General features: G+C 63.9%; 24 protein-coding genes. 19 read left to right on the top strand and 5 right to left on the bottom strand.

The genetic code is table 11. The annotated features are described in order from the left end of the window. Nucleotides 1-6 precede the first annotated feature (6 nt). The 6 genes from IEV58_RS17175 (at nucleotide 7) to IEV58_RS17150 (ending at nucleotide 4205) form a co-directional block, all read left to right on the top strand. Nucleotides 7-1743, top strand: coding sequence for a tail fiber protein (locus IEV58_RS17175; protein WP_188411051.1), 1737 nt, complete (start codon nucleotides 7-9; stop codon nucleotides 1741-1743). 19 nt (nucleotides 1744-1762) lie between these two features. Then, complete coding sequence (locus IEV58_RS17170; protein ID WP_229729564.1) at nucleotides 1763-2011, top strand: DUF7940 domain-containing protein; 249 nt, start codon at nucleotides 1763-1765, stop codon at nucleotides 2009-2011. Between the two features lie 3 nt (nucleotides 2012-2014). Continuing rightward, nucleotides 2015-2485: a lysozyme gene (locus IEV58_RS17165; RefSeq protein WP_188411049.1), complete on the top strand. Its 471-nt coding sequence runs from the start codon at nucleotides 2015-2017 to the stop codon at nucleotides 2483-2485. Further along, complete coding sequence (locus IEV58_RS17160) at nucleotides 2486-2911, top strand: hypothetical protein (RefSeq protein WP_188411048.1); 426 nt, start codon at nucleotides 2486-2488, stop codon at nucleotides 2909-2911. A 198-nt stretch (nucleotides 2912-3109) separates the two neighbouring features. Then, complete coding sequence (locus IEV58_RS17155; RefSeq protein ID WP_229729563.1) at nucleotides 3110-3607, top strand: BREX-1 system adenine-specific DNA-methyltransferase PglX; 498 nt, start codon at nucleotides 3110-3112, stop codon at nucleotides 3605-3607. A 46-nt stretch (nucleotides 3608-3653) separates the two neighbouring features. Beyond that, nucleotides 3654-4205, top strand: coding sequence for a maltose acetyltransferase domain-containing protein (locus IEV58_RS17150; RefSeq protein WP_308791264.1), 552 nt, complete (start codon nucleotides 3654-3656; stop codon nucleotides 4203-4205). Between the two features lie 6 nt (nucleotides 4206-4211). Here the strand turns inward: IEV58_RS17150 and IEV58_RS17145 are convergent, their stop codons facing one another. Next, the gene (locus tag IEV58_RS17145) at nucleotides 4212-4982 is read right to left on the bottom strand and encodes a ferredoxin--NADP reductase (RefSeq protein WP_188411046.1); all 771 of its coding nucleotides are present in this window, start codon (nucleotides 4980-4982) and stop codon (nucleotides 4212-4214) included. Between the two features lie 480 nt (nucleotides 4983-5462). On the opposite strand from IEV58_RS17145, the gene IEV58_RS17140 reads away from it, so the two are divergent. Next, nucleotides 5463-5900, top strand: a complete 438-nt coding sequence (locus IEV58_RS17140; RefSeq protein WP_188411045.1) for a pyridoxamine 5'-phosphate oxidase family protein — start codon at nucleotides 5463-5465, stop codon at nucleotides 5898-5900. A gap of 172 nt (nucleotides 5901-6072) precedes the next feature. On the opposite strand, the gene IEV58_RS17135 is transcribed toward IEV58_RS17140, so the two are convergent. Continuing rightward, nucleotides 6073-6336 carry a hypothetical protein gene (locus IEV58_RS17135; protein ID WP_188411044.1) on the bottom strand — a complete coding sequence of 88 codons (264 nt, stop codon included), beginning with the start codon at nucleotides 6334-6336 and terminating at the stop codon, nucleotides 6073-6075. A gap of 183 nt (nucleotides 6337-6519) precedes the next feature. Between IEV58_RS17135 and IEV58_RS17130 the strand changes: the two genes are divergently transcribed. The 9 genes from IEV58_RS17130 to IEV58_RS17090 all read left to right on the top strand — a co-directional run bounded on the left by IEV58_RS17130 (nucleotide 6520) and on the right by IEV58_RS17090 (nucleotide 16296). Then, entirely contained in the window at nucleotides 6520-8709 is a 2190-nt protein-coding gene (locus IEV58_RS17130; protein WP_188411043.1) for a histidine kinase dimerization/phosphoacceptor domain -containing protein, read from the top strand. 181 nt (nucleotides 8710-8890) lie between these two features. Further along, the gene (locus IEV58_RS17125) at nucleotides 8891-11791 is read left to right on the top strand and encodes a monovalent cation/H+ antiporter subunit A (protein WP_188411042.1); all 2901 of its coding nucleotides are present in this window, start codon (nucleotides 8891-8893) and stop codon (nucleotides 11789-11791) included. After that, on the top strand, nucleotides 11791-12129 hold the full coding sequence (locus tag IEV58_RS17120; RefSeq protein WP_188411041.1) for a Na+/H+ antiporter subunit C: 339 nt from the start codon (nucleotides 11791-11793) through the stop codon (nucleotides 12127-12129). The genes IEV58_RS17125 and IEV58_RS17120 overlap by 1 nt, the downstream gene beginning before the upstream one ends. Continuing rightward, nucleotides 12129-13781, top strand: coding sequence for a monovalent cation/H+ antiporter subunit D (locus IEV58_RS17115; protein WP_188411040.1), 1653 nt, complete (start codon nucleotides 12129-12131; stop codon nucleotides 13779-13781). Before IEV58_RS17120 ends, IEV58_RS17115 begins: the two co-directional genes overlap by 1 nt. Continuing rightward, complete coding sequence (locus IEV58_RS17110; protein ID WP_188411039.1) at nucleotides 13778-14263, top strand: Na+/H+ antiporter subunit E; 486 nt, start codon at nucleotides 13778-13780, stop codon at nucleotides 14261-14263. Before IEV58_RS17115 ends, IEV58_RS17110 begins: the two co-directional genes overlap by 4 nt. Further along, nucleotides 14260-14541, top strand: coding sequence for a K+/H+ antiporter subunit F (locus tag IEV58_RS17105; RefSeq protein WP_188411038.1), 282 nt, complete (start codon nucleotides 14260-14262; stop codon nucleotides 14539-14541). Before IEV58_RS17110 ends, IEV58_RS17105 begins: the two co-directional genes overlap by 4 nt. Further along, nucleotides 14538-14912: a monovalent cation/H(+) antiporter subunit G gene (mnhG, locus tag IEV58_RS17100; RefSeq protein WP_188411037.1), complete on the top strand. Its 375-nt coding sequence runs from the start codon at nucleotides 14538-14540 to the stop codon at nucleotides 14910-14912. The genes IEV58_RS17105 and mnhG overlap by 4 nt, the downstream gene beginning before the upstream one ends. 38 nt (nucleotides 14913-14950) lie before the next feature. Next, nucleotides 14951-15442 (top strand): hypothetical protein, encoded by a 492-nt coding sequence (locus IEV58_RS17095; protein WP_188411036.1) that lies wholly within the window; start codon nucleotides 14951-14953, stop codon nucleotides 15440-15442. Nucleotides 15443-15471: 29 nt separating this feature from the next. Then, nucleotides 15472-16296, top strand: coding sequence for a nucleotidyltransferase domain-containing protein (locus tag IEV58_RS17090; protein ID WP_229729562.1), 825 nt, complete (start codon nucleotides 15472-15474; stop codon nucleotides 16294-16296). A 57-nt stretch (nucleotides 16297-16353) separates the two neighbouring features. On the opposite strand, the gene IEV58_RS17085 is transcribed toward IEV58_RS17090, so the two are convergent. Then, the gene (locus IEV58_RS17085; protein ID WP_188411035.1) at nucleotides 16354-17181 is read right to left on the bottom strand and encodes a class I SAM-dependent methyltransferase; all 828 of its coding nucleotides are present in this window, start codon (nucleotides 17179-17181) and stop codon (nucleotides 16354-16356) included. 242 nt (nucleotides 17182-17423) lie between these two features. Here IEV58_RS17085 and IEV58_RS17080 point away from each other — a divergent pair, with 242 nt between their 5' ends. Together IEV58_RS17080 and IEV58_RS17075 are read left to right on the top strand one after the other, a co-directional pair. Then, nucleotides 17424-17678 (top strand): hypothetical protein, encoded by a 255-nt coding sequence (locus tag IEV58_RS17080; protein WP_188411034.1) that lies wholly within the window; start codon nucleotides 17424-17426, stop codon nucleotides 17676-17678. Between the two features lie 456 nt (nucleotides 17679-18134). Beyond that, entirely contained in the window at nucleotides 18135-20186 is a 2052-nt protein-coding gene (locus tag IEV58_RS17075) for a hybrid sensor histidine kinase/response regulator (RefSeq protein WP_188411033.1), read from the top strand. A gap of 76 nt (nucleotides 20187-20262) precedes the next feature. Here IEV58_RS17075 and IEV58_RS17070 read toward each other — a convergent pair whose 3' ends face one another. Both IEV58_RS17070 and IEV58_RS17065 read right to left on the bottom strand, forming a co-directional pair. Continuing rightward, nucleotides 20263-21168, bottom strand: a complete 906-nt coding sequence (locus IEV58_RS17070; protein ID WP_188411032.1) for a LysR family transcriptional regulator — start codon at nucleotides 21166-21168, stop codon at nucleotides 20263-20265. 78 nt (nucleotides 21169-21246) lie between these two features. After that, on the bottom strand, nucleotides 21247-22107 hold the full coding sequence (locus IEV58_RS17065; protein WP_188411031.1) for an SDR family oxidoreductase: 861 nt from the start codon (nucleotides 22105-22107) through the stop codon (nucleotides 21247-21249). A gap of 254 nt (nucleotides 22108-22361) precedes the next feature. Here IEV58_RS17065 and IEV58_RS17060 point away from each other — a divergent pair, with 254 nt between their 5' ends. Continuing rightward, the gene (locus IEV58_RS17060) at nucleotides 22362-23516 is read left to right on the top strand and encodes an alanine racemase (RefSeq protein WP_188411030.1); all 1155 of its coding nucleotides are present in this window, start codon (nucleotides 22362-22364) and stop codon (nucleotides 23514-23516) included. Nucleotides 23517-23541 lie beyond the last annotated feature (25 nt).

Here is a 23541-nt window from a genome sequence, read left to right as displayed (position 1 = left end):
TGACCCATGACGGTGTCCAACAACATCCGCCGTTCCGGCCCCTATCTCGGCAACGGCGTCGCCACGGATTTCCCTTACGAATTCCGCATCCTGGATGCCGCGCATCTGCGCGTGGTGCGCCGCGCCGTCGACGGCACGGAGACGACGCTAACGCTTGATACCGACTATACCGTCTCGGGCGTCGGCGACGATGCAGGCGGCACCGTGAGCCTCGTGGCGCCGGTCGGCGAAGGCGAGACGCTGACCATCATCCGCAACATGCCGTTGACGCAGGGCATCGATCTGGAGAACCAGGGCGAATATTACGCCGAGACGGTGGAGCGCGGCCTCGACGCCCTCACCATGGGCGTGCAGCAGCTACGCGAGGAGTTAGATCGCTCTGTGAAGGTGCCGGTTTCCGGCGATATCATCGAGGTCGATGAACTCATGGCCAACGTCCGCACCATCGCGGCCATGGCCGATGAGGTTGATGCGGTGGCAGGTGGCATCGGCGAAGTTTCCATTGTTGCCGACCACGTCAGCGAAGTCTCGGCGGCGGCCGCTAACATGAATGCTATCACGACCGTTGCGGCCAATGGAACCGAAGTGGCAGCAGTCGCCGATGCCTTGCCTGACCTCGCCGCCATAGCGAGCGCCATGCCGGCGGTGACGCTTGCCGCCTCAAAACTGCCGGAGATCGAGGCCGCCCCCGCCGCGGCCGAAGCGGCCGCCGAAGCCGCTGCCGCCGCCCAGGGTGTTGTCGACACCGCCATGCTGGGATCGGTGCCGGTGGGCACATTGATCTGGTTCTCGGCCCCGACTCCACCCGCCGGCTACCTCCTCGCCAACGGCAACGGCGTCACGCCGGTCTACCCGCAGCTACGGCAGCTTTATCTGGACGCCGGCTCACCCTATGGCACCGACGGGAACGGCAATCCCCGCCTGCCGGATTTTGTGAGCGACGGCGGACGCTTCGTCCGCGGGCATGACGCCGCAGGTGCGCGGGTTTTTGGATCTTATCAGGCGGATGCGCTTAAAGCCCACGTGCACAACTATGATCGCTTTGCCGGATCAAAAACATATCCAAGCGCTGGTGACAGCAGCAGCAGCGGCCCCACCGGAACGACGCCCACTGCGACCAGTTTGATCGGTGAGGAGGAAACCCGTCCAAAAAATATTTCACAACTTCCCTGCATCAAGGCAGGAGACGGCGTGACGAACTCTGGATTTGTTGACGTATCCGAAGTCGCTAATCGTGTGGATGCTATTGACCTCGCCCTGACAACATCTCTCCAGATAATGCATATACAAGATCAAAAATCCGCAGGTGCTCACGGTGGGAGCTTCATCCAAGGAGGGGAAAGAATAAGAGAATTGAATACGGTAATCACAAACACGATCGACGAAGCTCACCTATCTAACAATAGGATAGCACTACCGCCAGGTATATATGAAATAGATGCCAGATGCACCGCCTTCCGGGTGCGCCTCCATAGATTAAAAGTATATAATGCAACCTCTGGGATTTATATAATTACGGGAACGCCCCATTATAGTGATGCAACAGGATTCGAGTCAGACAGCCAGATCGTAGGTGACAGCAATCCAGCCGAAGCGAGAGGTGTATTTTCCTTGCAAGAGCAAAGCTTTATTGAGATACATCACAGATGTTCTATTACAAGGAATACCTACGGATTTGGAATGGCTGCAAATTTTGGAGACAATGAAGTTTTCAGTGATATAATAATCCACAGGATACTATAAGTTATTACTAGAATTAAATATGAATTATATACTTATATCATCGTTCGCAACCATGCCTCTCATCCCCAACTGGCAGGCGGTGCTTCGGCGCGCCTGGAGCATTCGGCTGATCGTCGTTGCGGCGCTGCTGTCCGGCCTTGAGGTCATCCTCCCGCTTCTCGACATCGAGCTCAGCCCGCCCTGGGCGCTGCCGCTGCTCTTCTTTCTCGTCACCGCCGGGGCTTTCGTCGCCCGGCTGCTCGCTCAATCCTCACTCTCCGGAGAATAGCTCATGCCACTCCTTGCAACGCGGCGCTCCAGGCTGGGCGCCGCGGGCTTTGCCGCGCTCATGGTGTCCTTCGTCGGCGCCTGGGAAGGTCTCAGGCTCACCTCCTATCCCGATGTCGTCGGCGTCTGGACCGCCTGCTACGGCGAAACTCATGGCATTCGCCCCGGCCAGCGCTTCTCAAAGGCCGAATGCGACGCCAGGCTGATCGACAGCCTGAAGACACACGAGAGAGGGATGCTGCGCTGCCTGACCCGGCCGCTGCCCGACGAGGTGCACGGCGCCTTCCTCTCCCTCACCTACAACATCGGCGTCGGCGCTTTCTGCAAATCCACCGCGGCGCGGCTGGCCAATGCCGGCGACCTCAAGGGCGCCTGCGCCGCCATTCAGCGCTTTAACAAGGCCGGCGGTGTGGTCTGGAAGGGCCTCGTCCGGCGCCGCGCCGCCGAATACGACCTTTGCATGAAGGGGCTCTAGATGCTGTCCGCCCTCTTCGCCAGCTTCGCGCTGCTGCCATCGCTCCTGGCGCTTGCCGGGGCGCTGGCGCTTTTCATCTACGGCCGAACGCTGGCAGCGCCCTTCCGCCTTGTGGCAACACTCGGCGCCCTTCTGCTGTTTGCCTATGCCGCCTTCGGCTTCGGCTCCTTGCATGAACGTGGCGCCTGTGCCGCCGAAAGCCTCAAGGCCGAGCTCGCGGCCGCTCGGGCAGATTTTGAGGCCGCACGCCGCCTCAGCGCCGAAACCCTTAAACGCATGGCCGAGGCGGAAAGCCTGGCCGCCCTCGACCTGGAGAGAAGCAATGAGCTTGCCGACGATCTTGCCCGGCGCCCGGATGCTGCTTGCCTGCTTGATGATGCCGACGCTCGCCGCCTGCGCGAGTTCGGCCAGCCCCCGCGGCGTTGAGCGTCGTCTGCCGGATCCACCGGCCGATTGCGCACCCGGGCCCCTGCCGCCGGTGCGATCAGGCATGAGCGCGCTGGTGGTCGCCGCCGAACAGCGCAGCACCGCCGCCATGCTCAACATGCGCCTGTCGGGCTGCCGCGCCGCCTGGACCGACATGCAGAACATTTACGGCGGCAAACCATGACAAGGACCACTACCATGACCCGGCGCACCAGCCTTATCAATGCCTCGGCCGACCCGCGCTACGCCGCGCTCGAGCAGCGCGTCTACGGCGTAGAGCAGACGCTGCAGGGCATCTCCGCCCAGATCACCGGCCTCGCCTCCAAATGGGACGAGCGCGGCCGCACCCAATGGCCCACCATCTTCTCCGCCATGGGGGTGCTGCTGGCGATCCTCGTCACCATCGGCGGCATGGCCTGGCTCCCCATCAAGCAGGCGCAGGAACGCTCCGACCGCGACATAGCGGGGTTACGCGCGGATGCCGTGTCCATTGCCACGTTTCAGGATTTTCGCGCGACCTATGAAAACGACCGGATGCTGCTGAGGCAGGACAATGACGCGCGCCTCAAACGCCTGGAAGAGGATCTGAAGGCGTTGCGATCAACCGCAGTCACGGCAGCGGAGGCGGAGCGAGAACGCGGCAGCCTTCAACGCCAGCTGGACGAGTTGCGCGGCGAACTAAAGGCCTTGCGATGACGTTGCGGACCTGCGCCTGATCGGAGCGCAACAGGGCGGAGCAAACGTGACGGAACGTACCCAGAAGCAGAAGATGCTGGCGGGCGAACTCTACAACGCCAATGACGCGGAGCTTGCCGCCGATGCTGCCCGGGCCCATGCCTGGATCAGCCGCTACAACACCATGCTGGCCGCCTCCAACGATGAGCGCCGTGCCATGCTGGTGGAGCTCTTCGCCCATGTCGGCGAAGGTGCGGTCGTGCGCCCGCCCTTCTTCTGCGACTACGGCTTCAACATCAGCATCGGCTGCGGCGCCTTCCTCAACTTCAACTGCGTGCTGCTGGACATCATGCCCATATCGATCGGAGATGGCACCCAGGTCGGCCCCGGCGTGCAGATCCTGACGGCGGACCATCCGCGCGATCCGGCACCGCGCCGCGAGGGCCTGGAGTTCGGCCGCGCCATCTCCATCGGCGCCAACTGCTGGATCGGCGGCGGCGCGCTGATCATGCCCGGCATCACCATCGGCGACGATGTCATCATCGGCGCCGGCGCCGTTGTCACCCGCGATGTGCCATCAGGCGCCACGGCCGTGGGCAACCCGGCGCGGGTCCGCTAGCCCAGGTCAGCCGACGAAAGCCTTCTCCAGCACATATTCGCCTTCCTCGTGCTGGCTTCCCTCCTTCAGGCCGGCCTCTTCCAGGATCGTGCGGCAATCGCGCAGCATGTCCGGGCTGCCGCACATCATCACGCGGTCGGTCTCCGCGTTCAGCGGGGGCAGGCCGATGTCCTGATAGATCTTGCCCGAGGTCATGAGATCGGTGATGCGGCCCTTGGTGCGGAACTCCTCGCGGGTGACGGTCGGATAGTAGATGAGCTGGTTCTTGACCATCCCGCCCACCACCTCGTCCTGCAGCAGCTCACCCGTGAGATAGTCGTGATAGGCAAGCTCCGCCACCGTGCGGCAGCCATGCACCAGGATCACTTTCTCGAAGCGCTCATAGGTCTCGAAGTCCCGCACCACCGAAAGGAATGGTGCGAGGCCGGTGCCCGTGGAGAGGAGATAGAGGTTCTTGCCGGGCTTCAGATTATCGAGCAGCAGCGTGCCCGTGGGCTTGCGGCCGACCAGGATGCTGTCCCCCACGCCGATCTTCGACAGGGTGGAGGTCAGCGCGCCCGTGGGCACGATGATGGAAAGGAACTCCAGGTACTCGTCGTACTTGGTGGAGACGATGCTGTAGGCCCTGAGCAGCGGCTTCCCGTTGATCGGCAGGCCGATCATGGTGAACTGGCCGTTCTCGAAGCGGAAGCCGGGATCGCGCGTGGTGCGGAAGCTGAACTGGCTGTCCGTCCAGCGATGGACATGGGTCACGGTCTCATTGAGAAAGGCTGACATCGGCAACTCGCGTACAGGCGCCGCGCATACGGCAGTGAAACTGGCTCGCGTTTCACATAACGACCCCAGCCCCCGCGTCAACTCCTTCCACGCATATTTTTCATATTCTTTCTGGTGTTCAAAAATAACAACATTCTTGCTTCGTATATTGGCACCAAAGCAGCAGGTTGCAACCGATGAGCGCCCGCATCATGAGCCCTGCTGAGCGTGTTCTGCCGGATTCAGAACATTAAGAGTGCGTTAATTCCAATTCCTGGCCAGGCACATAGCGGAATTTCCGGAATCGATCTGCGCCCTCCCAAGCCTCGGCTAGCGCCGCTTTCCGGATTCAAAACATGAAGATCCATTAACCTTTGACCTCAGCTTCACGCCCACCGCTAAACCCTTCAAATGACTCGGCCCATGCCGAAAATCCTGATCATCGGGAGCAAACGTCGCGGTGAGGCGTTGCACCTCCGACAGCACAACACGGAGGAAACGATGAGTGAGATGACCCTGTCCGATCTGTCGAAGGAGATGAGCGACATCGACTTCTGCATGCTCTCCACCAAGGCTCCGGGCGGCGAGCTCGGCGCCAGGCCCATGAGCAACAATGGCGACGTCGAATACAAGGGGGACAGCTACTTCTTCTCCTATGAGGATGCCACCACCATTTCCGACATCGAGCGCGATCCGCGGGTCGGCCTCACCTTTCAGGGCAAGAAGGGCCTGCTCGGCAAGCCGCCGATTTTCATCGCGGTGGAGGGTCACGCGGAACTGATCCGCGACAAGGCCGCCTTCCAGCAGCACTGGACCTCCGATCTCGACTATTGGTTCGAGGACGGCATCGATACGCCCGGCGTCGTCATGATCAAGGTGCACGCCAACCGGATCCACTATTGGGATGGCCGCGACGAGGGCGAACTGAAGCTGTCCTGACCCGCCTCATTCAAAACCTTAACGGGACATGAATCTGAATCTTAACAGGAGGTGAATCGGCGCGGCAGGCGAGAGCGACAAACCGTTGATGGGACTCTCCAATTCACCACCATCGAAAAAGCGAAAAGCGGCGCGAGGGCCTCGGCTCTCGCGCCGCTTTTCTGCTGTCTGGTCAGTGCCGGCTGACGAATTTGTTGAAACGGCTGGTGCCGCCATCCTTGGTCTCGTCCTGATAGAGGAAGGCGAGATCGTTCTCGTCGAAGATCTGGAAGAAGTCCTCCCAGGAGATCTTCTCCAGGTTCTCCTCCGGTTCACCGAAGTCGAACCGCAGGATGCCGCCCTCGCCCTTGGTCTTCACCCGCGCCGGCCGGCCCTTGCGCTTTTCCGCCCATTTGCGGATCTCGTCGTGGTCGGTCGTCGTGTTCGAACTGCTCATGTCCTCTCCCTTTCGGATTATATGCAGGGACTGCGGGTCAACGCCGGCTCGCGACAGTCGTTCCGGCAGGGCGCACCGGCAATTGCAACCTTTTGTTCCCGTTCCGCTTATTGCCCGTTGCTATCGGTGGTTCATGCCCGCTAGGGTCACGCCTGCCACGGAGGCTCGACGTCATTGAATTCCATGACGATCGGTGGAGACGCACTGCAGGAGGGGGCTGTGCTGGGGGGCAATATCTTCGGTGATCCGAACATCATCACATCCTGCGACCAGGAGCCCATTCACATTCCAGGCTCCATTCAACCGCACGGCATCATGCTGGTGGCTGACGCGGAGACGCTGCAGGTCGTCGGCGGCGCGGGCGATATCGAGGGTGAACTGGTAAAGGACTGGCTCGGCCGCCCGCTTCCGGAGCTTCTCCTGCAGGAGATCACCCCCAGGCCGCAGAAGCCAGGGGAGGTCCATGTCCTGAAACGGGTGCATGGGCGGATCAACGACCTCAACGCCATCTGCTTCCGTTCCGGCGAACATCTGGTGGTGGAGCTTGATCAGGCCGAGGACGATGTGGTGCTGAGCTCGCCCTTCTTCGCCAGCCTTGAGGTGGCGGGCGGGCTTTTCGAGCGGACCACGAACCTTGAGGACCTGTGCCAGACGGGAGCCGAGGTTTTCCGCGATCTCACCGGCTACGGCCGCGTCATGATCTATCAGTTCCTCGACGACGACGCTGGAGTCGTCATCGCCGAGAGCCGCGACGCCTCATCCTCCAGCTTCCTCAGGCACCACTTTCCCGCCTCCGACATTCCCAGGCAGGCCCGCGCGCTTTACGTGCGCAACAAGGTCCGCGTCATCCCCGATGTGCACTATCAGCCCGCTCCGCTGCGCTCGGGCGGTGTCGACCTGTCGAAGCTGGACCTCAGCGATTCCATCCTGCGCAGCGTCTCGCCGATCCACATCCAGTACCTCAAGAACATGGAGGTGGCGGCCTCCGCCTCCATATCGATCATCAAGGACGGCCTTCTCTGGGGCCTGATTGCCTGCCATCACCACGAGCCACGCGAACTGCCGCTCAGCGTACGCCTTGCCTGCCAGACGCTCGCCAGCGTGCTGTCGCAGCAGATCCGCTCCAAGGAGGATGCGGAACGCTACAAGGAGCGCATCCGGCTGCGCACCCAGGAGGATGCGGTGGTCAGCCGCCTCGGCTCCGACAGAACGCTGAATGAGTTCTTCGAGCGCAGCGGCCCGGAACTGGCAAAACTTCTCAACGCCGATGGCTTTGCCGCCGTGCAGGGCAAGGACACGTTTCTCTTCGGCAAATGCCCCGACAAGATCGATGTGCGCGCCCTGGCGGGATGGGCGAAGAAGCCGGCGGCCATGCACCCGCTGGCCACCAGTTCCCTGGCGCGGCATTACCCCGCGGCCGAGCCCTTCCAGAACCTCGCCAGCGGCCTTCTCGCCGTCACCATGTCCACCGAAGTGCCCACGATCCTGCTGTGGTTCAGGGCCGAGCATCTTGAAGTCATCAAATGGGCCGGCAATCCCCATAAGGACGGTCCCGCAGATCCCGAGGCCATCCTGACACCCCGGGCGTCCTTCGAGGCCTGGACCGAGAACGTGCGAGGGCGGGCGCGGGCCTGGAGCCATGCGGAGATCGAGGCCGCCGCCCGGATCGTCAGGCTGATGCTGGAGCACCGCAACAATCAGCGGCTGCGCGAGCTCAACCGCGAGCTGACGACGACGCTGAAGGAAAACGAAAGCCTGCTTCTGCAGAAGGACTACCTCCTGAAGGAGGTGAACCACAGGGTGCAGAACAGCCTGCAGCTGGTCTCCGGCTTCCTGCACCTTCAGGCCCGCAGCTCCAATGACGAGGCGGTGAAGATCCAGCTTCAGGAGGCCCAGAAGCGGCTGACGGCGGTCGCGCTCGTCCACCGCCGGCTCTATCAGGACGACAGCGTCGAGATCATAGATCTCTCGCGCTATCTGGAAGATCTCCTGTCGGAGATGCGCACCACCATGGATGCCGACTGGTGGGAGCAGCTCGACCTCGATCTCGCGCCCATCCTGATTTCCACCGATCGGGCCGTGAACGTCGGCCTCATCGCCACCGAGCTCGTCATCAACGCCCATAAATATGCCTATGATGGCCGCTCCGGCCCCATGGCCATCCGGCTCGAGCAGCACCGCGACCAGTTGCGACTGATCGTTGCGGATCGCGGAAAGGGTAAATCCGGCAAGAAGACCGGATTTGGCTCCAGGATGATGCATGCCCTGGTGGAGCGCCTGCACGGTACCTTCGAGGAAAGCGACAACCAACCGGGCCTGAGGATCATCCTCACGGCGCCCATCAATCCCGATACGCTGCCCGAGCGCCTGTGAGGCCGCCGCGCCATCGCCACGCGGCGCGCCTTCTGACCAGGACGTGAACAAAAAAATCCCCTCAGCCGACGATTCCTGTCTGAAATCGGCATGAAAAGCCTTGCGGTCCGGCGGTTTAGCCGAACATATGGTAGTGGACGCATTCGCGTCACCAATCACTCATGAGGGACAGGAAACAGGCATGCCGGAAGGCACATTGCTGGCATTGATGATCGCGCTGCCCTTCGTCGGCAGTTTTATTGCGGCCTTTCTGCCGTCCAATGCCCGCAATTCCGAGGCCTGGCTTGCCGCCTTCGTCACTCTCGGCGTCCTCGCCCTCACCCTGGCGTCCTATCCGCGGATCGTCGCCTCGGGCGCCCTGCGCAGCCACATCGAATGGCTTCCGTCGCTGGGGCTCGACTTCCAGCTCCGCATGGACGGTTTCGCCTGGATGTTCGCCCTGCTCATCAGCGGCATCGGCTTCCTCGTGGTCGTCTACGCACGCTATTACATGTCGCCGAAGGATCCGGTCCCGCGCTTCTATTCCTTCCTCCTGGCCTTCATGGGCGCCATGATGGGCGTGGTGCTGTCAGGCAACCTCATCCTCCTGGTGGTGTTCTGGGAAGCAACCAGCATCTTCTCCTTCCTCCTGATCGGCTACTGGCATCACAACGCAGAGGCGCGCAACGGCGCGCGCATGGCGCTCACCACCACCGGCCTGGGCGGCCTGGCACTGGTGGTGGCCGTGCTTCTGATCGGCCATATCGTCGGCTCCTACGATCTCGACACCGTGCTGGCGGCGGGCGAGATCATCCGCGACCATGAGCTCTATGTGCCCATCCTGGTGCTGGTCCTTCTGGCCGCCTTCACCAAGAGCGCGCAGTTTCCCTTCCACTTCTGGCTGCCCAACGCCATGGCCGCGCCCACGCCGGTGTCGGCCTTTTTGCATTCCGCCACCATGGTGAAGGCGGGCGTCTTCCTCCTGGCGCGCTTCTGGCCGGTTTTCGCGGGCACGCCGGAATGGTTCTGGCTGGTGGGATCCGCCGGCATGGCCTCCATGGTGCTGGGCGCCTTCTTTGCCATCTACCAGCAGGACATCAAGGGGCTGCTGGCCTATTCCACCATCAGCCATCTCGGGCTCATCACCCTGCTGCTCAGCCTCGGCAGTCCGCTGGGCGCGGTAGCCGCCATCTTCCATATGATGAACCACGCCACCTTCAAGGCCTCGCTCTTCATGGCGGCGGGCATCATCGACCATGAGACCGGCACGCGTGACCTCCGGAAGCTCGGCGGCCTCTTCCACGCCATGCCCATCACAGCGTCGCTCGCCATGGTCGCCAGCGCCGCCATGGCCGGCGTGCCGCTCCTCAACGGCTTCCTGTCCAAGGAGATGTTCTTCGCCGAGGCCATCGAGACCCACGCCGTCTCCTGGCTCGACACCGCCGCGCCCTATGCCGCCGTGCTGGGCAGCGCCTTCGCGGTGTCCTATTCGGTACGCTTCATTGCCGGGGTCTTCTTCGGCAAGCCGGCGGAAGAGCTTCCGCACGAGCCGCATGAACCACCGTTCCTCATGCGCTTTCCCATCCTCTTCCTGGTGGCGATCTGCCTTGTCGTCGGCATCTTTCCCGGCGCCACCATCGGCCCCTATCTCCACACCGCCGTTCAGGCCGTGCTGGGCGAGGGCACACCTGAATACAGCCTCGCCATCTGGCACGGCTTAACCCTGCCGCTGCTCATGAGCGGCATTGCCATCGTGGCGGGCCTCGCCTTCTATATGATCTGGCGGCCCTATCTCGCCACCTCCGAGGAAGGCCCACCCCTGTTCCGGCGGCTGAACGGCCAGCGCATCTTCGATCAGGTGCTCGTCACGCTGTCCTGGCGCTGGGCCCGCGCGCTGGAACGTTTTCTCGGCACGCGCAAGCTCCAGCCGCAGCTTCGCCTCGTGGTCCTTATCACGCTGGTGGCGGCGGCCTGGCCGGTGCTGCGGCTGGGCCTCGCCTCGCCCCTGCCCGACCTTGCCGCCATCGACCCGGTCTTCGCCGCGCTCTGGGCGGTGGGCATCCTCTGCGCCGTGGGCGCCGCCTGGCAGGCCAAATACCACCGCCTCGTCGCGCTGATCCTGGTCGGCGGCGCGGGTCTCGTCACCTCCCTCACCTTCATCTGGTTTTCCGCGCCGGATCTCGGCCTCACCCAGCTTCTGGTGGAGATCGTCACCACGGTCCTGCTGCTGCTCGGCCTGCGCTGGCTGCCCAAGCGGGTCAACTTCGAGGAGGGCACGGTCCTCGGCGCGCGCCTGTCGCGGGCCCGCGACGCGCTGATCGCCATCGCTGCCGGCCTCGGCACCACCTTCATCGCCTATGCGGTGATCGTCCGCGAGGCGCCCGGCAGCATCGGTGATTTCTTCCTCTCCAACGCTTACAGCCAGGGCGGCGGCCGCAATGTGGTCAATGTCATCCTGGTGGATTTCCGCGGCTTCGACACCTTCGGCGAAATCACGGTGCTCGGCATCGTCGGCATCACGGTCTTCGCCCTTCTGAGGCGTTTCCGCCCGGCGGCCGACACCATCGAAAGGCCGGAGCAGCAGCGCGACCAGCTCGCCTTCGACGAGGCGCGGGCCGACCGCAGCGAGACCGACACCGTCAGCGACTATCTCTTCGTGCCCTCGGTCACCATGCAGTGGCTGTTCCCGTTCTTCATCCTGTTCGCGGCCTACCTCTTCCTGCGGGGGCATGATCTGCCGGGCGGCGGCTTCGTCGCCGGCATCACCATGGCAACCGCCTTCCTGCTGCAATATCTGGCAGCCGGCACACGCTATGTGGAGGATCGGCTGAAGGTGCTGCCGGTGAACTGGATCGGCCTCGGCCTCCTCACCGCTGCTGCCGTCGGCTGCGGCTCCTGGATCCTGGGCTATCCCTTCCTCACCTCGCATTTCCAATATGTGGAGCTGCCCGTCATCGGGAAGGTGCCGGCCGCCACCGCGCTCCTGTTCGATCTCGGCGTCTATGCCCTCGTCGTCGGTGCCATGGTGCTGATGCTGATCGCGCTCGCCCACCAGTCCACCCGGCGGCTGCGCGCCGCCAAGACCGCCGAGGAGAGCGCCTGATGGACCTTATCCTCGCCATCGGCATCGGCGCGCTGGTCGGCTCCGGCGTCTGGCTCATCCTGCGCCCGCGCACCTATCAGGTCATCATCGGGCTTTCCCTCATCGCCTATGGGGTCAACCTCTTCATCTTCTCCATCGGCCGTCTCAGGATGAACGCCGCCCCCGTCCTTGCCGAAGGGCCCATCAATCCCGCCGATTACGCCGACCCGACGCCCCAGGCGCTGGTGCTCACCGCCATCGTCATCGGCTTCGCCACCACCGCGCTCTTCCTCGTGGTGCTTCTCGTGGCGCGCGGTCTCACCGGCTCCGATCACGTCGACGGCAGGGAGAGCAACTGATGGGCTCGGCCGGCCACCTCGTCATCCTGCCGATCATCCTGCCGCTGGTGGCGGGCGCGGTGCTGCTGCTCATCGACGAGCGCCGCCGCGCGCTGAAGGCAAGTCTCAGCATCATCGCCACGGTGCTGGTCGCCCTCACCGCCTTCGCCCTGCTCAACATCGCCGATCTCGGCAGCGGCGGCGGCGCCATCACCAGCGCCTATCTCCTCGGCAACTGGCCGCCGCCCTTCTCCATCGTGCTGGTGCTCGATCGGCTCTCGGCGCTGATGCTGGTGCTGACCGCGCTCCTGGCGCTTGCCTCGCTGGTCTTCTCGCTGGCGCGCTGGGACCGGGCGGGACCCCATTTCCACACCCTGTTCCAGCTGCTGCTGATGGGCCTCAACGGCGCCTTCCTCACGGGCGATCTTTTCAACCTCTTCGTCTTCTTCGAAGTGTTGCTGGCGGCCTCCTATGGGCTCATGCTGCATGGCTCGGGCGCCGTCCGTGTCAAGGCGGGCCTGCATTACATCGCCATCAATCTCGTCGCCTCCTTCCTGTTCCTCATCGGCATCGCCCTCGTCTTCAACGTCACGGGTACGCTGAACCTTGCCGATATGGCCGTGAAGATCCCTGCGGTTGAGCCCGAGGACCGGGCGCTCCTGCACGCCGGCGGCGCCATTCTCGGCATTGCCTTCCTCATCAAGGCCGGCATGTGGCCCCTCAGCTTCTGGCTGCCTAATGCCTATGCCGCCGCCGCCGCGCCCGTGGCCGCCATCTTCGCCATCCTCTCCAAGGTGGGCGTCTATGTGCTGCTGCGCCTCTCGCTGCTCCTGTTCGGCACCGAGGCAGGGGTCTCCGCCGGCTTCGGCACCAACTGGCTCGTCACCGGCGGCATCGCCACCATCATCTTCGGCACCGTCGGCGTCCTCGCCTCGCAGGCCATGGGCCGGCTTGCCTCCTACAGCGTCCTCGTCTCGACAGGCACGCTCCTGGCGGTCATCGGCCTCGCGGACATCGAGGCGACCTCCGGCGCGCTGTTCTACATGGTCAGTTCCACCCTCGCGCTCAGCGCCTTCTTCCTTCTGGTGGAGCTGGTGGAACGCTCGCAGGACCCGGTGGCCGACGTTCTCGCCGTCACCATGGAAGCCTATGGCCAGCGCTTCGAGGACGACGACGAGAAGGATGACGACGTGAAGGAGGTGGGCGTCGCCATCCCCGCGACGCTCGCCGTTCTCGGCATCTCATTCGCCGCCTGCGGCCTCCTGATCGCAGGCCTGCCGCCGCTCTCCGGCTTCATCGCCAAGTTCATCCTGCTCTCCGCCGTGCTGGGCCGTGGCGACATGGGCGGCGTCACCGATGTCTCCACCACCTCCTGGATCATCATCACCCTTCTCATCATCTCCGGCCTCGCCGCCATGATCTCCATCGTGCGTGCCGGCATCCGCACCTTCTGGGCGCCCATCGAGGGCGTGGTGCCGCGCGTCACGGTCACGGAGATCCTGCCCGTCGGCTTCCTCCTGGCGCTGTGCCTTGGCATGACCATCTTCGGCGAGCGGGTGATGCGCTACACGGAAGCCGCTTCCATCTCGCTGCACCGGCCCTCCGGCTACATCCGCGATGTGCTGTCGACCCCGCCGGTGCCCTCCTCCACAGGCGGAGGTTATGTGCCATGAGCCGCGTCCTGCCCTATCCGCTGCTGACGGCCGGCCTCATCCTCATGTGGCTGCTGCTCAACGCCTTCACGCCGGGCCACCTCATCCTCGGCACGCTCCTCGCCGTCCCGGCCTCGCTGGCCATGGCCCAGCTCCATCCCGCAAAGCCGCGCCTGCACAACTGGCGCGCCATCGCCAGGCTCGCCGGCGTGGTGATCCACGACATCGCCGTCTCCAACATCTCCGTTGCCCGCATCATGTTCTCCGGGGCGCGCCTGCCCCGCACCTCCGGCTTCGTCGCCGTCACGCTCGATCTGCAGGACCCGACGGCGCTCGCGCTTCTCGCCTGGATCATCAACAACGCGCCCGGCACGGCCTGGGTGGAATATCGCGCCGCCACGGGCCGGCTTCTGGTCCATGTGCTTGACCTGAAGGACGATCAGGACTGGGCCGAGATCATCAAGAACCGCTACGAGCCCCTGCTCATGGAGATCTTCGAATGAGCGGCACCATCCTCCTTGGCGCCATCGCCATCTCGCAGGGCATGCTTGTTGTCGCCATGTTCATCTGCGCCTGGCGCATGCTGCGCGGCCCCCGGGCGCAGGACCGGGTGCTGGCCATGGATGCGCTCTACGTCGCCTCCATGATCTTCCTCGTCACCTTCGGCATCCGCACCGGATCGGTGCTTTATTTCGAGGCGGCCCTCGTCATCGCCCTCATGGGCTTCGTCTCCACGGCGGCGCTCGCCAAATTCCTCATGCGCGGCGAGGTGATCGAATGAACGATCTCAGCGCCCTGCCCCTCTGGGCCGCCATCCTCATCGCCCTCCTCCTCGTCGCCGGCTCCACCCTTACCCTTCTCGGCGCGGTCGGCCTGTTGCGCCTCAGGAGCTTCTACGAGCGCCTCCACGCCCCGACGCTGGGCACCAGCGGCGGCGTCCTCCTGGTCCTCATCGCCTCCATGCTCTGCTTCACGGTGCTGCAGCAGCGCCTGGTGGTGCATGAAGTACTGATCTTCATCTTCATCACGCTTACGACGCCAGTGACGCTGATGCTGCTGGGACGGGCCGCGCTTTATCGGGACCGGACGGAGGGCAATGATGGTGTGCCGGCATTTGAGCCGGAGGAGATAGTCTCTGAAGCCGATCAATAACGCTACCAGCGAAGAAAGTCTCAGGGGACCAAGCGATCATGACGGACCGGATTCAGCAGCTTGCCAACAGGCGGAGCTATCTGGCGAAGCTCAGGCTCTTGTTGCGCCGCGAGGTGAATGCTGTCGAGCTGCTCTCGCTTTCGGAAACTGAGGAACGAGCGAAACAACAGCCGGCGGCGAATGCGAAAAATTTCAGAGTCCCTTTCGACTGGCTCTCGACCAGTGCCTTCGATTTGTTGATCCGTACGCTTGCAACTCTGAATCCGTCACCGGTGATCTTATGGGTCGATAAGGCGAGGATCTGCGGAGCCCTTGAAGTACCCTCTCTCACGGCAATCGACTTCAGCTTCCCCTTCGAGGCACTTCCTGAGGGAATAATGGTTGTGACGACCAGTGATGCCCGGGACAAAATGGTGTTGGACTTCTACGAAGAGGATGGGTTGCGCTATCTCGACGTCGAGTTGCACGGCGCCGGCTGGCCATCGGCCGACCTCGCTCCTCCCGTTCCAACCAGTCGCACCGTGCATTAGGCACCTCAGACGCCAGTCACACTCTTTCCATGCTCCATCGCAACATCCCCTCCTCCATGGACTCCGCCATCGTCGCCGAGATCGACGCGCGGCTCGATGCCATCCGCTCCTCCGAAGGCGTTGCCATTCCGCTGGCCATCGAGAGCGGCAGCCGGGCCTGGGGCTTTCCCTCGCCGGACAGCGACTATGACTGCCGCTTCGTCTTCGTGCGGCCGATGGCGCAATACCTCACGCCATGGCCGCGGCGCGATGTGATCGAAACACCGCTGGAGGGCGAACTTGACGTCAACGGCTGGGATCTCGGCAAGGCGGTGAAGCTCCTGTTCAAGGGCAATGCTGTCATCATCGAGTGGCTCACCTCGCCCATCGCCTATGGGGTGAACGAAACCTTTCGCGACGTTTTTCTCGATCTGGCGCAGGAAATTGCCGACCGCGAAATGATCGCGCGGCATTACCTCCACCTCGGCATAGGCCAGAGGAACACCTATTTTGCGGACCAGAAAGCGGTTTCCCTGAAGAAGGTCTTCTATGCCCTCAGACCAGCGGCGGCGCTGCGTTGGCTGCGCCATCACCCTGAGGCAAGTGTCGCGCCCATGCATTTCCAGACGCTTCTGGAGCAATGCGAGCCACCGTCGGATGGCCAAGCCGTGGTCGCGGAACTGACCGCCAAGAAGGCGGTAACGCGCGAACTTGGCAAGGCGCCACTGCCCAAACCCATCGCCCGCTTCATCGATGACGAGTTCGAGGCCGCGACCGCCGCCTTCCCCGCCCAATCGCAGCCGCTTGATTCCCTCAGGCAGGACCGCGCGGAAACCTTCTTCCGCGACGCCATCGACCTCGTCTGGCGCGCCTGACGTCGCTCACAAAAACAGCCGGCACCCACCACCGCGAGCGCCGGCCGCCTCACTCCCTCAAATCGCCCGCTCAGCCTCCCAAGCTGATCCGCCCTCGATCGTCCCGCTGATGCGGTTCTCCTGCACCTCGCCCACATAGCGCTGGCCGTTTGCCATGAAGCTGATCTCGCGGCCGTTCATCTTGGCGTCCGAGATCTCATGGGCGGTGCCGTCGCGGCTGAGCGTTCCGCTCAGCATCTGATAGGTCTGCGCCAGCTTCAGCTCGCCGCCGTCGAGGCGCCAGCTGCCCTCCACCTTGGCCGGGATGATCCATTTGTAGGCGCGGCAGAAGCTGGTGCAGTCGGCGCCCGCGTCCACCGTCTCGTCGGGCACCCAGTCTTCCATGGTGAAGGTGTTGGAGACCACGCGCGTGCCCGGCTCCATCTCCAGGAGCGTCGGGCGCAGCTTCACGTTGAGCTGCGTCAGGAGGAACAGCGTCACCACGTCGGCGTCGGAGAAATCCTTCTCGAAGATGTCGCCCTGTTCGAAGGTGGCGCGGTCGCTGACGCCTTCCTGCTCGGCGTTGCGGCGCGCCAGCCCCACCATGTCGGGGTTGTATTCGATGCCATGAGCGCGCGCGCCGCGCTTGGCCGCCGTGATCACCGTGCGCCCGTCGCCGGAGCCGAGGTCCACCACCTTGTCGTCCTTGGTCACCTTCGCCATGTCGAGCATGCGGTCGACGAGGTTCTGCTGGGTCGGCACCCAGACCACATCCTTGCCCGCCTGGCCGGAGACGGGGTTGTAGCTTTCCGTTGTGGCGGCGGGCTGCTCCTGCTGGGCCAGCGCGACCTGGAGTGTCAGGGCCGACAGCGCGCCGGCAAGCACAAGCGAGGGAAGTCTGGTCATTCGGTCTCTCCCGAAATGGCGATCGATGGATCAGAACAGCGGGAATAAGGACGCGGGCGAGCGGTGATCCCGCATGCCGCATCGGCTCATTCCTCAACGGTTATAAGAAGGCTTCCGGGAAAGGAAAGGACACAAGCGCGTGACCGGCGGCGCGCCGTCTTCACGGCCGCGCGAACGGAGGAACTGCTCGCGCCCTGCGCTGTTGTTTCACCAACCAGGCAACCAGCGAGAGGAAACGAGACATGGCGTCCGACACCAAACCCCATGTGACGACGGAATATCCCGATGCCGCGGCGGCTGACGCCAAGCCGAAGGGCAAGGCTCAGGATCGGCCGGGGTTCGACCTCGGCGGCGCCAGGGACAGCGACGGTCCGGCCTCGGGCAACATCATCCCCGGCGGCCCGGAGAGCGATCCGTCGGTGGGCGATACGCGCTCGCGCGAGGCGGGGCGGCTGACACGGGAAAGCGACACGCGCACGCCCAACGACCGGCGCTGAGTTCGCGCAGCGGTGGCCGTACAATTCTGAAGCACGGCCCTCCACACGTAGTGCTCGTCCTTGTTGTACGTTCTTGAGACATAATGGATTGGCGGGAGGAAGCTCACTGCCTCTGGAGCCCGCCACCCATCCTTCGAGACTTCGCCTTCGGCGAACCTCAGGATGAGGTCATTGGGCTGGTCCTCTTCTGAAGCGGCCAAGCCCCTTGTCCTCATGCTGAGGGCCGCGAAGCGGCCTCACCCTGAGGGATCGCAACGCGATCGTCTCGAAGGGTCGAAGCATAAGGCCGCAACCTCCAACAGAGCCAAACACCACCATCTGAGTGTCAGGAATGTCTCCGAACAAGCGTCACCGGCTAGCCCTCCCGAACCAACTCCGACCTTAACCGCAGACTTCTCTCTCCCCCTGCGGGAAAAACGCGTTATCTATGCCAGGCGACGCCGGAACTGAGTGCTGATGCAGAAGCCGAATCCCCTCCATGCCTTCCTGCCCGCGACGGGTGAAGCCGCTGAACTGGTTGCGGGCTTCAACTGGGCCGCAACTTCCATCGGGTCGGTCGGAACCTGGCCCGAGGTCCTGCGCGCCACCGTTGCCCTCATCCTGCAATCCCCTGTCCCCATCGTCACGCTCTGGGGCGAGGACGGCATCATGATCTACAATGATGCCTATTCGATCTTCGCCGGCGGCCGCCACCCGCAGCTCTTCGGCTCCAAGGTGCGCGAGGGCTGGGCCGAGATCGCCGATTTCAACGACAACGTCATGCGTGTCGGCCTTTCCGGCCGCACGCTGGCCTATCGTGACCAGGAACTCACATTGACCAGGCGCGGCATACCCGAGCCGGTGTGGATGAACCTCGATTATTCCCCCGTCGTGAACGAGCGCGGATTGCCGATCGGCGTCATGGCGATCGTGGTTGAAACCACCGAGAAGGTGCGGGCGGAACGGGCGCTGGCGCAGCTCAACGCCACGCTGGAAAGCCGCGTGGAAGAGCGCACCCGCGAGCGCGACCGCATGTGGCGTCTCTCCACCGACGTGATGGTGGTGGCCGATTTCTCCGGCCGCATCGTCGCCGTCAATCCCGCCTGGACCAGCCAACTCGGCTGGGCTGAGCGGGAGCTGATCGGCGCCGATCTGGTGTCTTTCGTTCACCCCGACGATATGGACGGCACGCGGGCGGAGGTCCAGAGCCTGTCGCGCGGCGTGACCACGCTGAAGTTCGAGAACCGCTATCGGCACAAGGATGGCTCCTGGCGCTGGCTGTCCTGGTCCGCCGTGCCTGATGAGAATTTCATCCATGCCGCCGGCCGCGACATCCAGGCCGAGAAGGAAGCCGCCGGGGCCCTGAAGTCGGCCGAGGACGCGCTGCGACAGAGCCAGAAGATGGAGGCTGTGGGCCAGCTCACCGGGGGCATCGCCCATGACTTCAACAATCTCCTCACCGGCATCGGCGGCAATCTGGAGCTCTTGCAACAGCGCATCGCCCAGGGGCGGCTGCAGGGCATCGAGCGTTACATCGAAGGCGCCCAGACCGCGACCAGGCGGGCAGCCTCGCTCACTCACCGGCTGCTCGCCTTCTCGCGGCGGCAGACGCTGGATCCAAAGCCCACCGACGCCAACCGGCTGATAGGAGACCTGGAGGAGCTGATCCGCCGCACCGTGGGGCCACAGATCGAGGTGGAAGTCGCCGGCGCCGCCGGCCTCTGGACAACGCGAACCGACCGCAACCAGCTCGACAACGCCATCCTCAATCTCTGCATCAACGCCCGCGATGCCATGCCCCATGGCGGCCGTCTCACCATCGAGACCGCCAACCGCTGGATGGACCATATGTCGGCCGGCGACCGTGACCTGAAGCCTGGCCAATATATCTCCATCTGCGTCAGCGACACCGGCACCGGCATGACGCCGGAGGTCATGAACCGCGCCTTCGATCCCTTCTTCACCACCAAGCCCATGGGCCAGGGCACCGGCCTTGGCCTGTCCATGATCTACGGCTTTGCCCGCCAGTCCGGCGGCCAGGTGAGGATCTATTCGGAGGAAGGCCAGGGCAGCATGGTCTGCATCTACCTGCCGCGCCACTTCGGCGAGGATGCCGTGCAGGACGAAACCGAGACCTCGCACGATCTGCCCCGCTCCGATGACGGCGAGACGGTGCTGGTGGTGGATGACGAGCCGGGCGTGCGCCTGCTGGTGACGGAAGTGCTCCGGGATCTCGGCTATCGCGCCATCGAGGCCGCCGACGGCCCCGCCGGCCTGCGCATCCTGCAGTCCGACGCGCGCGTCGATCTCCTGATCACCGATGTGGGCCTGCCCGGCGGCATGAACGGCCGCCAGGTTGCCGATGCGGCGCGCCAGTATCGTGCGAGCCTCAAGGTGCTCTTCATCACCGGCTATGCGGAGAACGCCGTGATCGGCAACGGCCATCTGGACCCCGGCATGGAGGTTCTGACAAAGCCCTTCACCGTGGAGGGCCTCGCCAACCGCATCCGCACGATGATCGAAAGCTGAGGCGCGACCTCCGGCAGATACCCGCCACGGTCGGGTGGTCGATGGATCTGGCGGGCTGTGCCCGCTCGCCTGGGCCTCACCGGCTCACGATCTCGGCGACATAGTCGAGAAAGGCCCGCACCTTGGCCGACATCATGTTCGGGCTGTGGTGATAGACATAGAGCGGAAAGGTCTCCCGCGCCCATTCGGGGAGGAGCTGCACGAGCCGGCCTTCACGCAGGAGATCGCGGCTATAGATGGCGAGCGGCTGGGCGATGCCCAGACCGCCTAGGCATGCCCCCAGCAGCGCCCCCGTATCCGTCACCATCAACCGTCCCTGAACGGTGACCGACACCGTCTCGTCGGCCCCCAGGAAATCCCAGCCATAATGCTTCCCGGTCGAGGGATCGCGCATCAGGATGCAGTGATGGCCATCCTCCAGATCCTTCGGATGCTTCGGGGTGCCGTGCGTCTTGAGGTAGTCGGGCGAGGCGCAGGTCAGGACCGGCGTCTCCAGCAACAGCCGGCAAATCAGCGACGAAGGCTCCGGTGGACCGAAGTGGATGCCGACATCGAAGCCTTCAGCGACAAGATCGCCCATGCGGTCGCGCACGAAGACCTCGACCGAGAGCTCTGGGTAACGATCGAGGAAGGGCTGCATTCGCGGCGTCAGCACATGGTGGCCGAAGGCGCCGTCGACATTCACCCGCAGCTTGCCGCGCACCCGCGCGGAAGACCCGGCGGCGTCGATCGCCGCATCTTCCATGCCGGCAAGATGAGGGGCTACGGCCTCGTAGAACCGCCGCCCCTCCTCGGTCAGGGAGATGGAGCGCGCGGTGCGATTGAAGATGCGGATGCCGACCCGCTGCTCCAGCCGGCCAACAGCCCGGCTGACGGCCGATTGCGTCAATCCCAGCGCTTCACCCGCGCGGACGAAACTGCCCGCCTCGACCACGGCGGACAGGACGCCTATCCCGCTGAGCAACCGGCTGTCGAAAACCATGGCCTCAAGGCATACTCTTCGTCATGGGTGGAACAACAGCTATGCACGTGAGGAATGCATCGGGCAAGCGGCATGCCGCTAAACCACGCCGCCGTTGGCGAAAACGGTCTGCCCGTTGACCCACCAGCCATCCTCGCTGCAGAGAAAGGCGACGGTGGCGGCGATATCTTCCGGCTCGCCGATACGGCCGTGCGGTGTGCGCTCGGCAAAACCGGCCACCTGCTCATCGGTCTTCCCGTCCAGGAAAAGCGAGGTCGTCACCAGCCCCGGCGCGATGGCATTCACCGAGATGTTCCGCCCCTTGAGTTCCTTTGCCAGAACATTGGCGAAGATCTCCATGGAGGCCTTGGTGGCGGCATAGGGGCCATAGGTGGGTGAACGCAGCTGCGTGATGCTGGACGAGGTGCTGATGATGCGTCCACCGTTCCGCACGCGGCGCGCCGCCTCCCGCAGGGTATTGAAGCTGCCCTTCACGTTGACGTCGGACATGCGGATGAAATCCTCGTCCGCCATTTCGCCGAACGGCGCAAGCCGCATGATCCCCGCATTGGCGACCACCACGTCAATGCCGCCGAAGGCCCGTTCGGCAACGTCGAACAGGCGCCGCACGGCCGCGGGATCGCTGATGTCCGCCTGCTCCCAGACGGCCTCCCCGCCGGCCGCCTCGATGTCTTGAACGACCTTCGCGGCCAGGTCGCGGTTGACCACGCAGTTCAACATTACCTTGAAACCGTCGCGCGCGAGGCGCCTGGCCGTCGCCGCTCCGATGCCACGCGACGAGCCGGTGACGATCGCGACCTTATCGCTTGTCTGATAGGCCTGCGCGCTGGCGCCGCCCGCCGTAGCGATTATGGCGGAGGTCGCCGCCGCGCCCGCAAGGAGGTTGCGTCGATTGATGAGCCGCTTTTCGGAGCCGGCATTCCCAGTGTGATCGGACATGATGATCTCCCGGATGTTGAGGGTTCCCGCCGCGGCCGGCAAGGGCCGGTGCCGCGACAATCCGAGAGTAGGCCTGCGCCCGGCATTCCCAGAACGCATAATGTTCAGGCCAGCAATGACCGAAAGTCGGCCTCAGACATGCGTTGTCGCCTCAGCAGGATGACAATGCGAAGTCGCGGCAAGCACTCGTCATGATAAGAATTGATCCGCTGTGCGGCAAATCTTGCTGCGGCACGTGATGAGGAAACAACAGAATGAGCGGCTTGTGCAGCGTCTCTACCGGCTTTCCAAACGCCAGACTGATCGGGCATGGCAACGCGAGGAGCCAGCTGCTGACGCCGGCACTGATCCTGGACCATGACCAGTTTCTGGCCAATCTGCAGGCCATGCAGCATATCGCCAATCTGGCTGGAGTGACTCTGCGGCCCCACGGAAAGGCTCACAAGTGCCCGGAGATGGCGCATCGGCAGATCGCGGCAGGCGCGGTGGGTATCTGCGCCGCCACGCCGGGAGAAGCAGAGGTGTTCGCGCGGGCGGGAATTTCGGACATCTTGATGACCTCGACCTTTGCCACACGCGCTGCAGCCGAGCGGCTTGCGGACATCGCCGCATCGGGGACCCGCCTGTCCCTCGTGGCAGACAGTCTGGTATCGGTGAACCTGATCGCGGCTGCGCTGGCTCATCGGAAGGCGAACGCCCGCATTCTGATCGACATCGACACCGGCCGGCATCGGTCCGGCGCTCGAAGCGTCGAAGCTGCTCGAGAGTTGGCGGACGCGATCCTGAAGACGGGCAACCTGGAACTCGCTGGAATCCAAGCTTATGCCGGCCACCTCTCGCATTGGGAGGATCTGGCAAGCCGCACCGATCAGGCGCAAGCCGTCGGCCAGGTGCTGGAAAAGATGCTTGAAGGCCTGAGGCCACACCTTCCGCAGAACCCGGTCGTGACAGGCGGCTCGACGGGCGCCTTTCGCCAGGAGCTGGCTTTGGAGCTTTACACCGAGCTGCAATGCGGAAGCTACGCCCTCATGGATGCCGAATACGACAGGGTCGATCCCGACGGGACCGGAACACCCGCTTTCCCGACAGCCCTGTTTGTCTCAACCGCGGTCATCAGCTCCAACGTCCCAGGCCGGGTCACGACCGATGGCGGGGAAAAGCGTTTCGCAGCAAAGCTCGGCACCTTACCCGTCCTGCGCCGCGGCGCACCTGACGGAGCGACGTATCAGCCGTCGAGCGATGAGCATGGAACCATTCTCCTGCCGGAGGGCACATCATTGCCGGCGGGCAGCCTTGTGGAAGTTCAAGTTCCTCACTGCGATCCCACCGTCAATCTCTACGATGCGCTCCACGTCATGCGGGGGGAAAAGCTGGAGGCGATCTGGCCCATCGCCGCCCGAGGCGCCTAACATCGGCCTCGTCTGCGGACTTGCC

The sequence above is a fragment of the Agaricicola taiwanensis genome (genome assembly GCF_014635245.1).
Lineage (GTDB): Bacteria > Pseudomonadota > Alphaproteobacteria > Rhizobiales > Methylopilaceae > Agaricicola > Agaricicola taiwanensis.
Note: the sequence above shows the minus strand (reverse complement) of the source record. Positions and strands in the feature narration are given on the sequence as shown.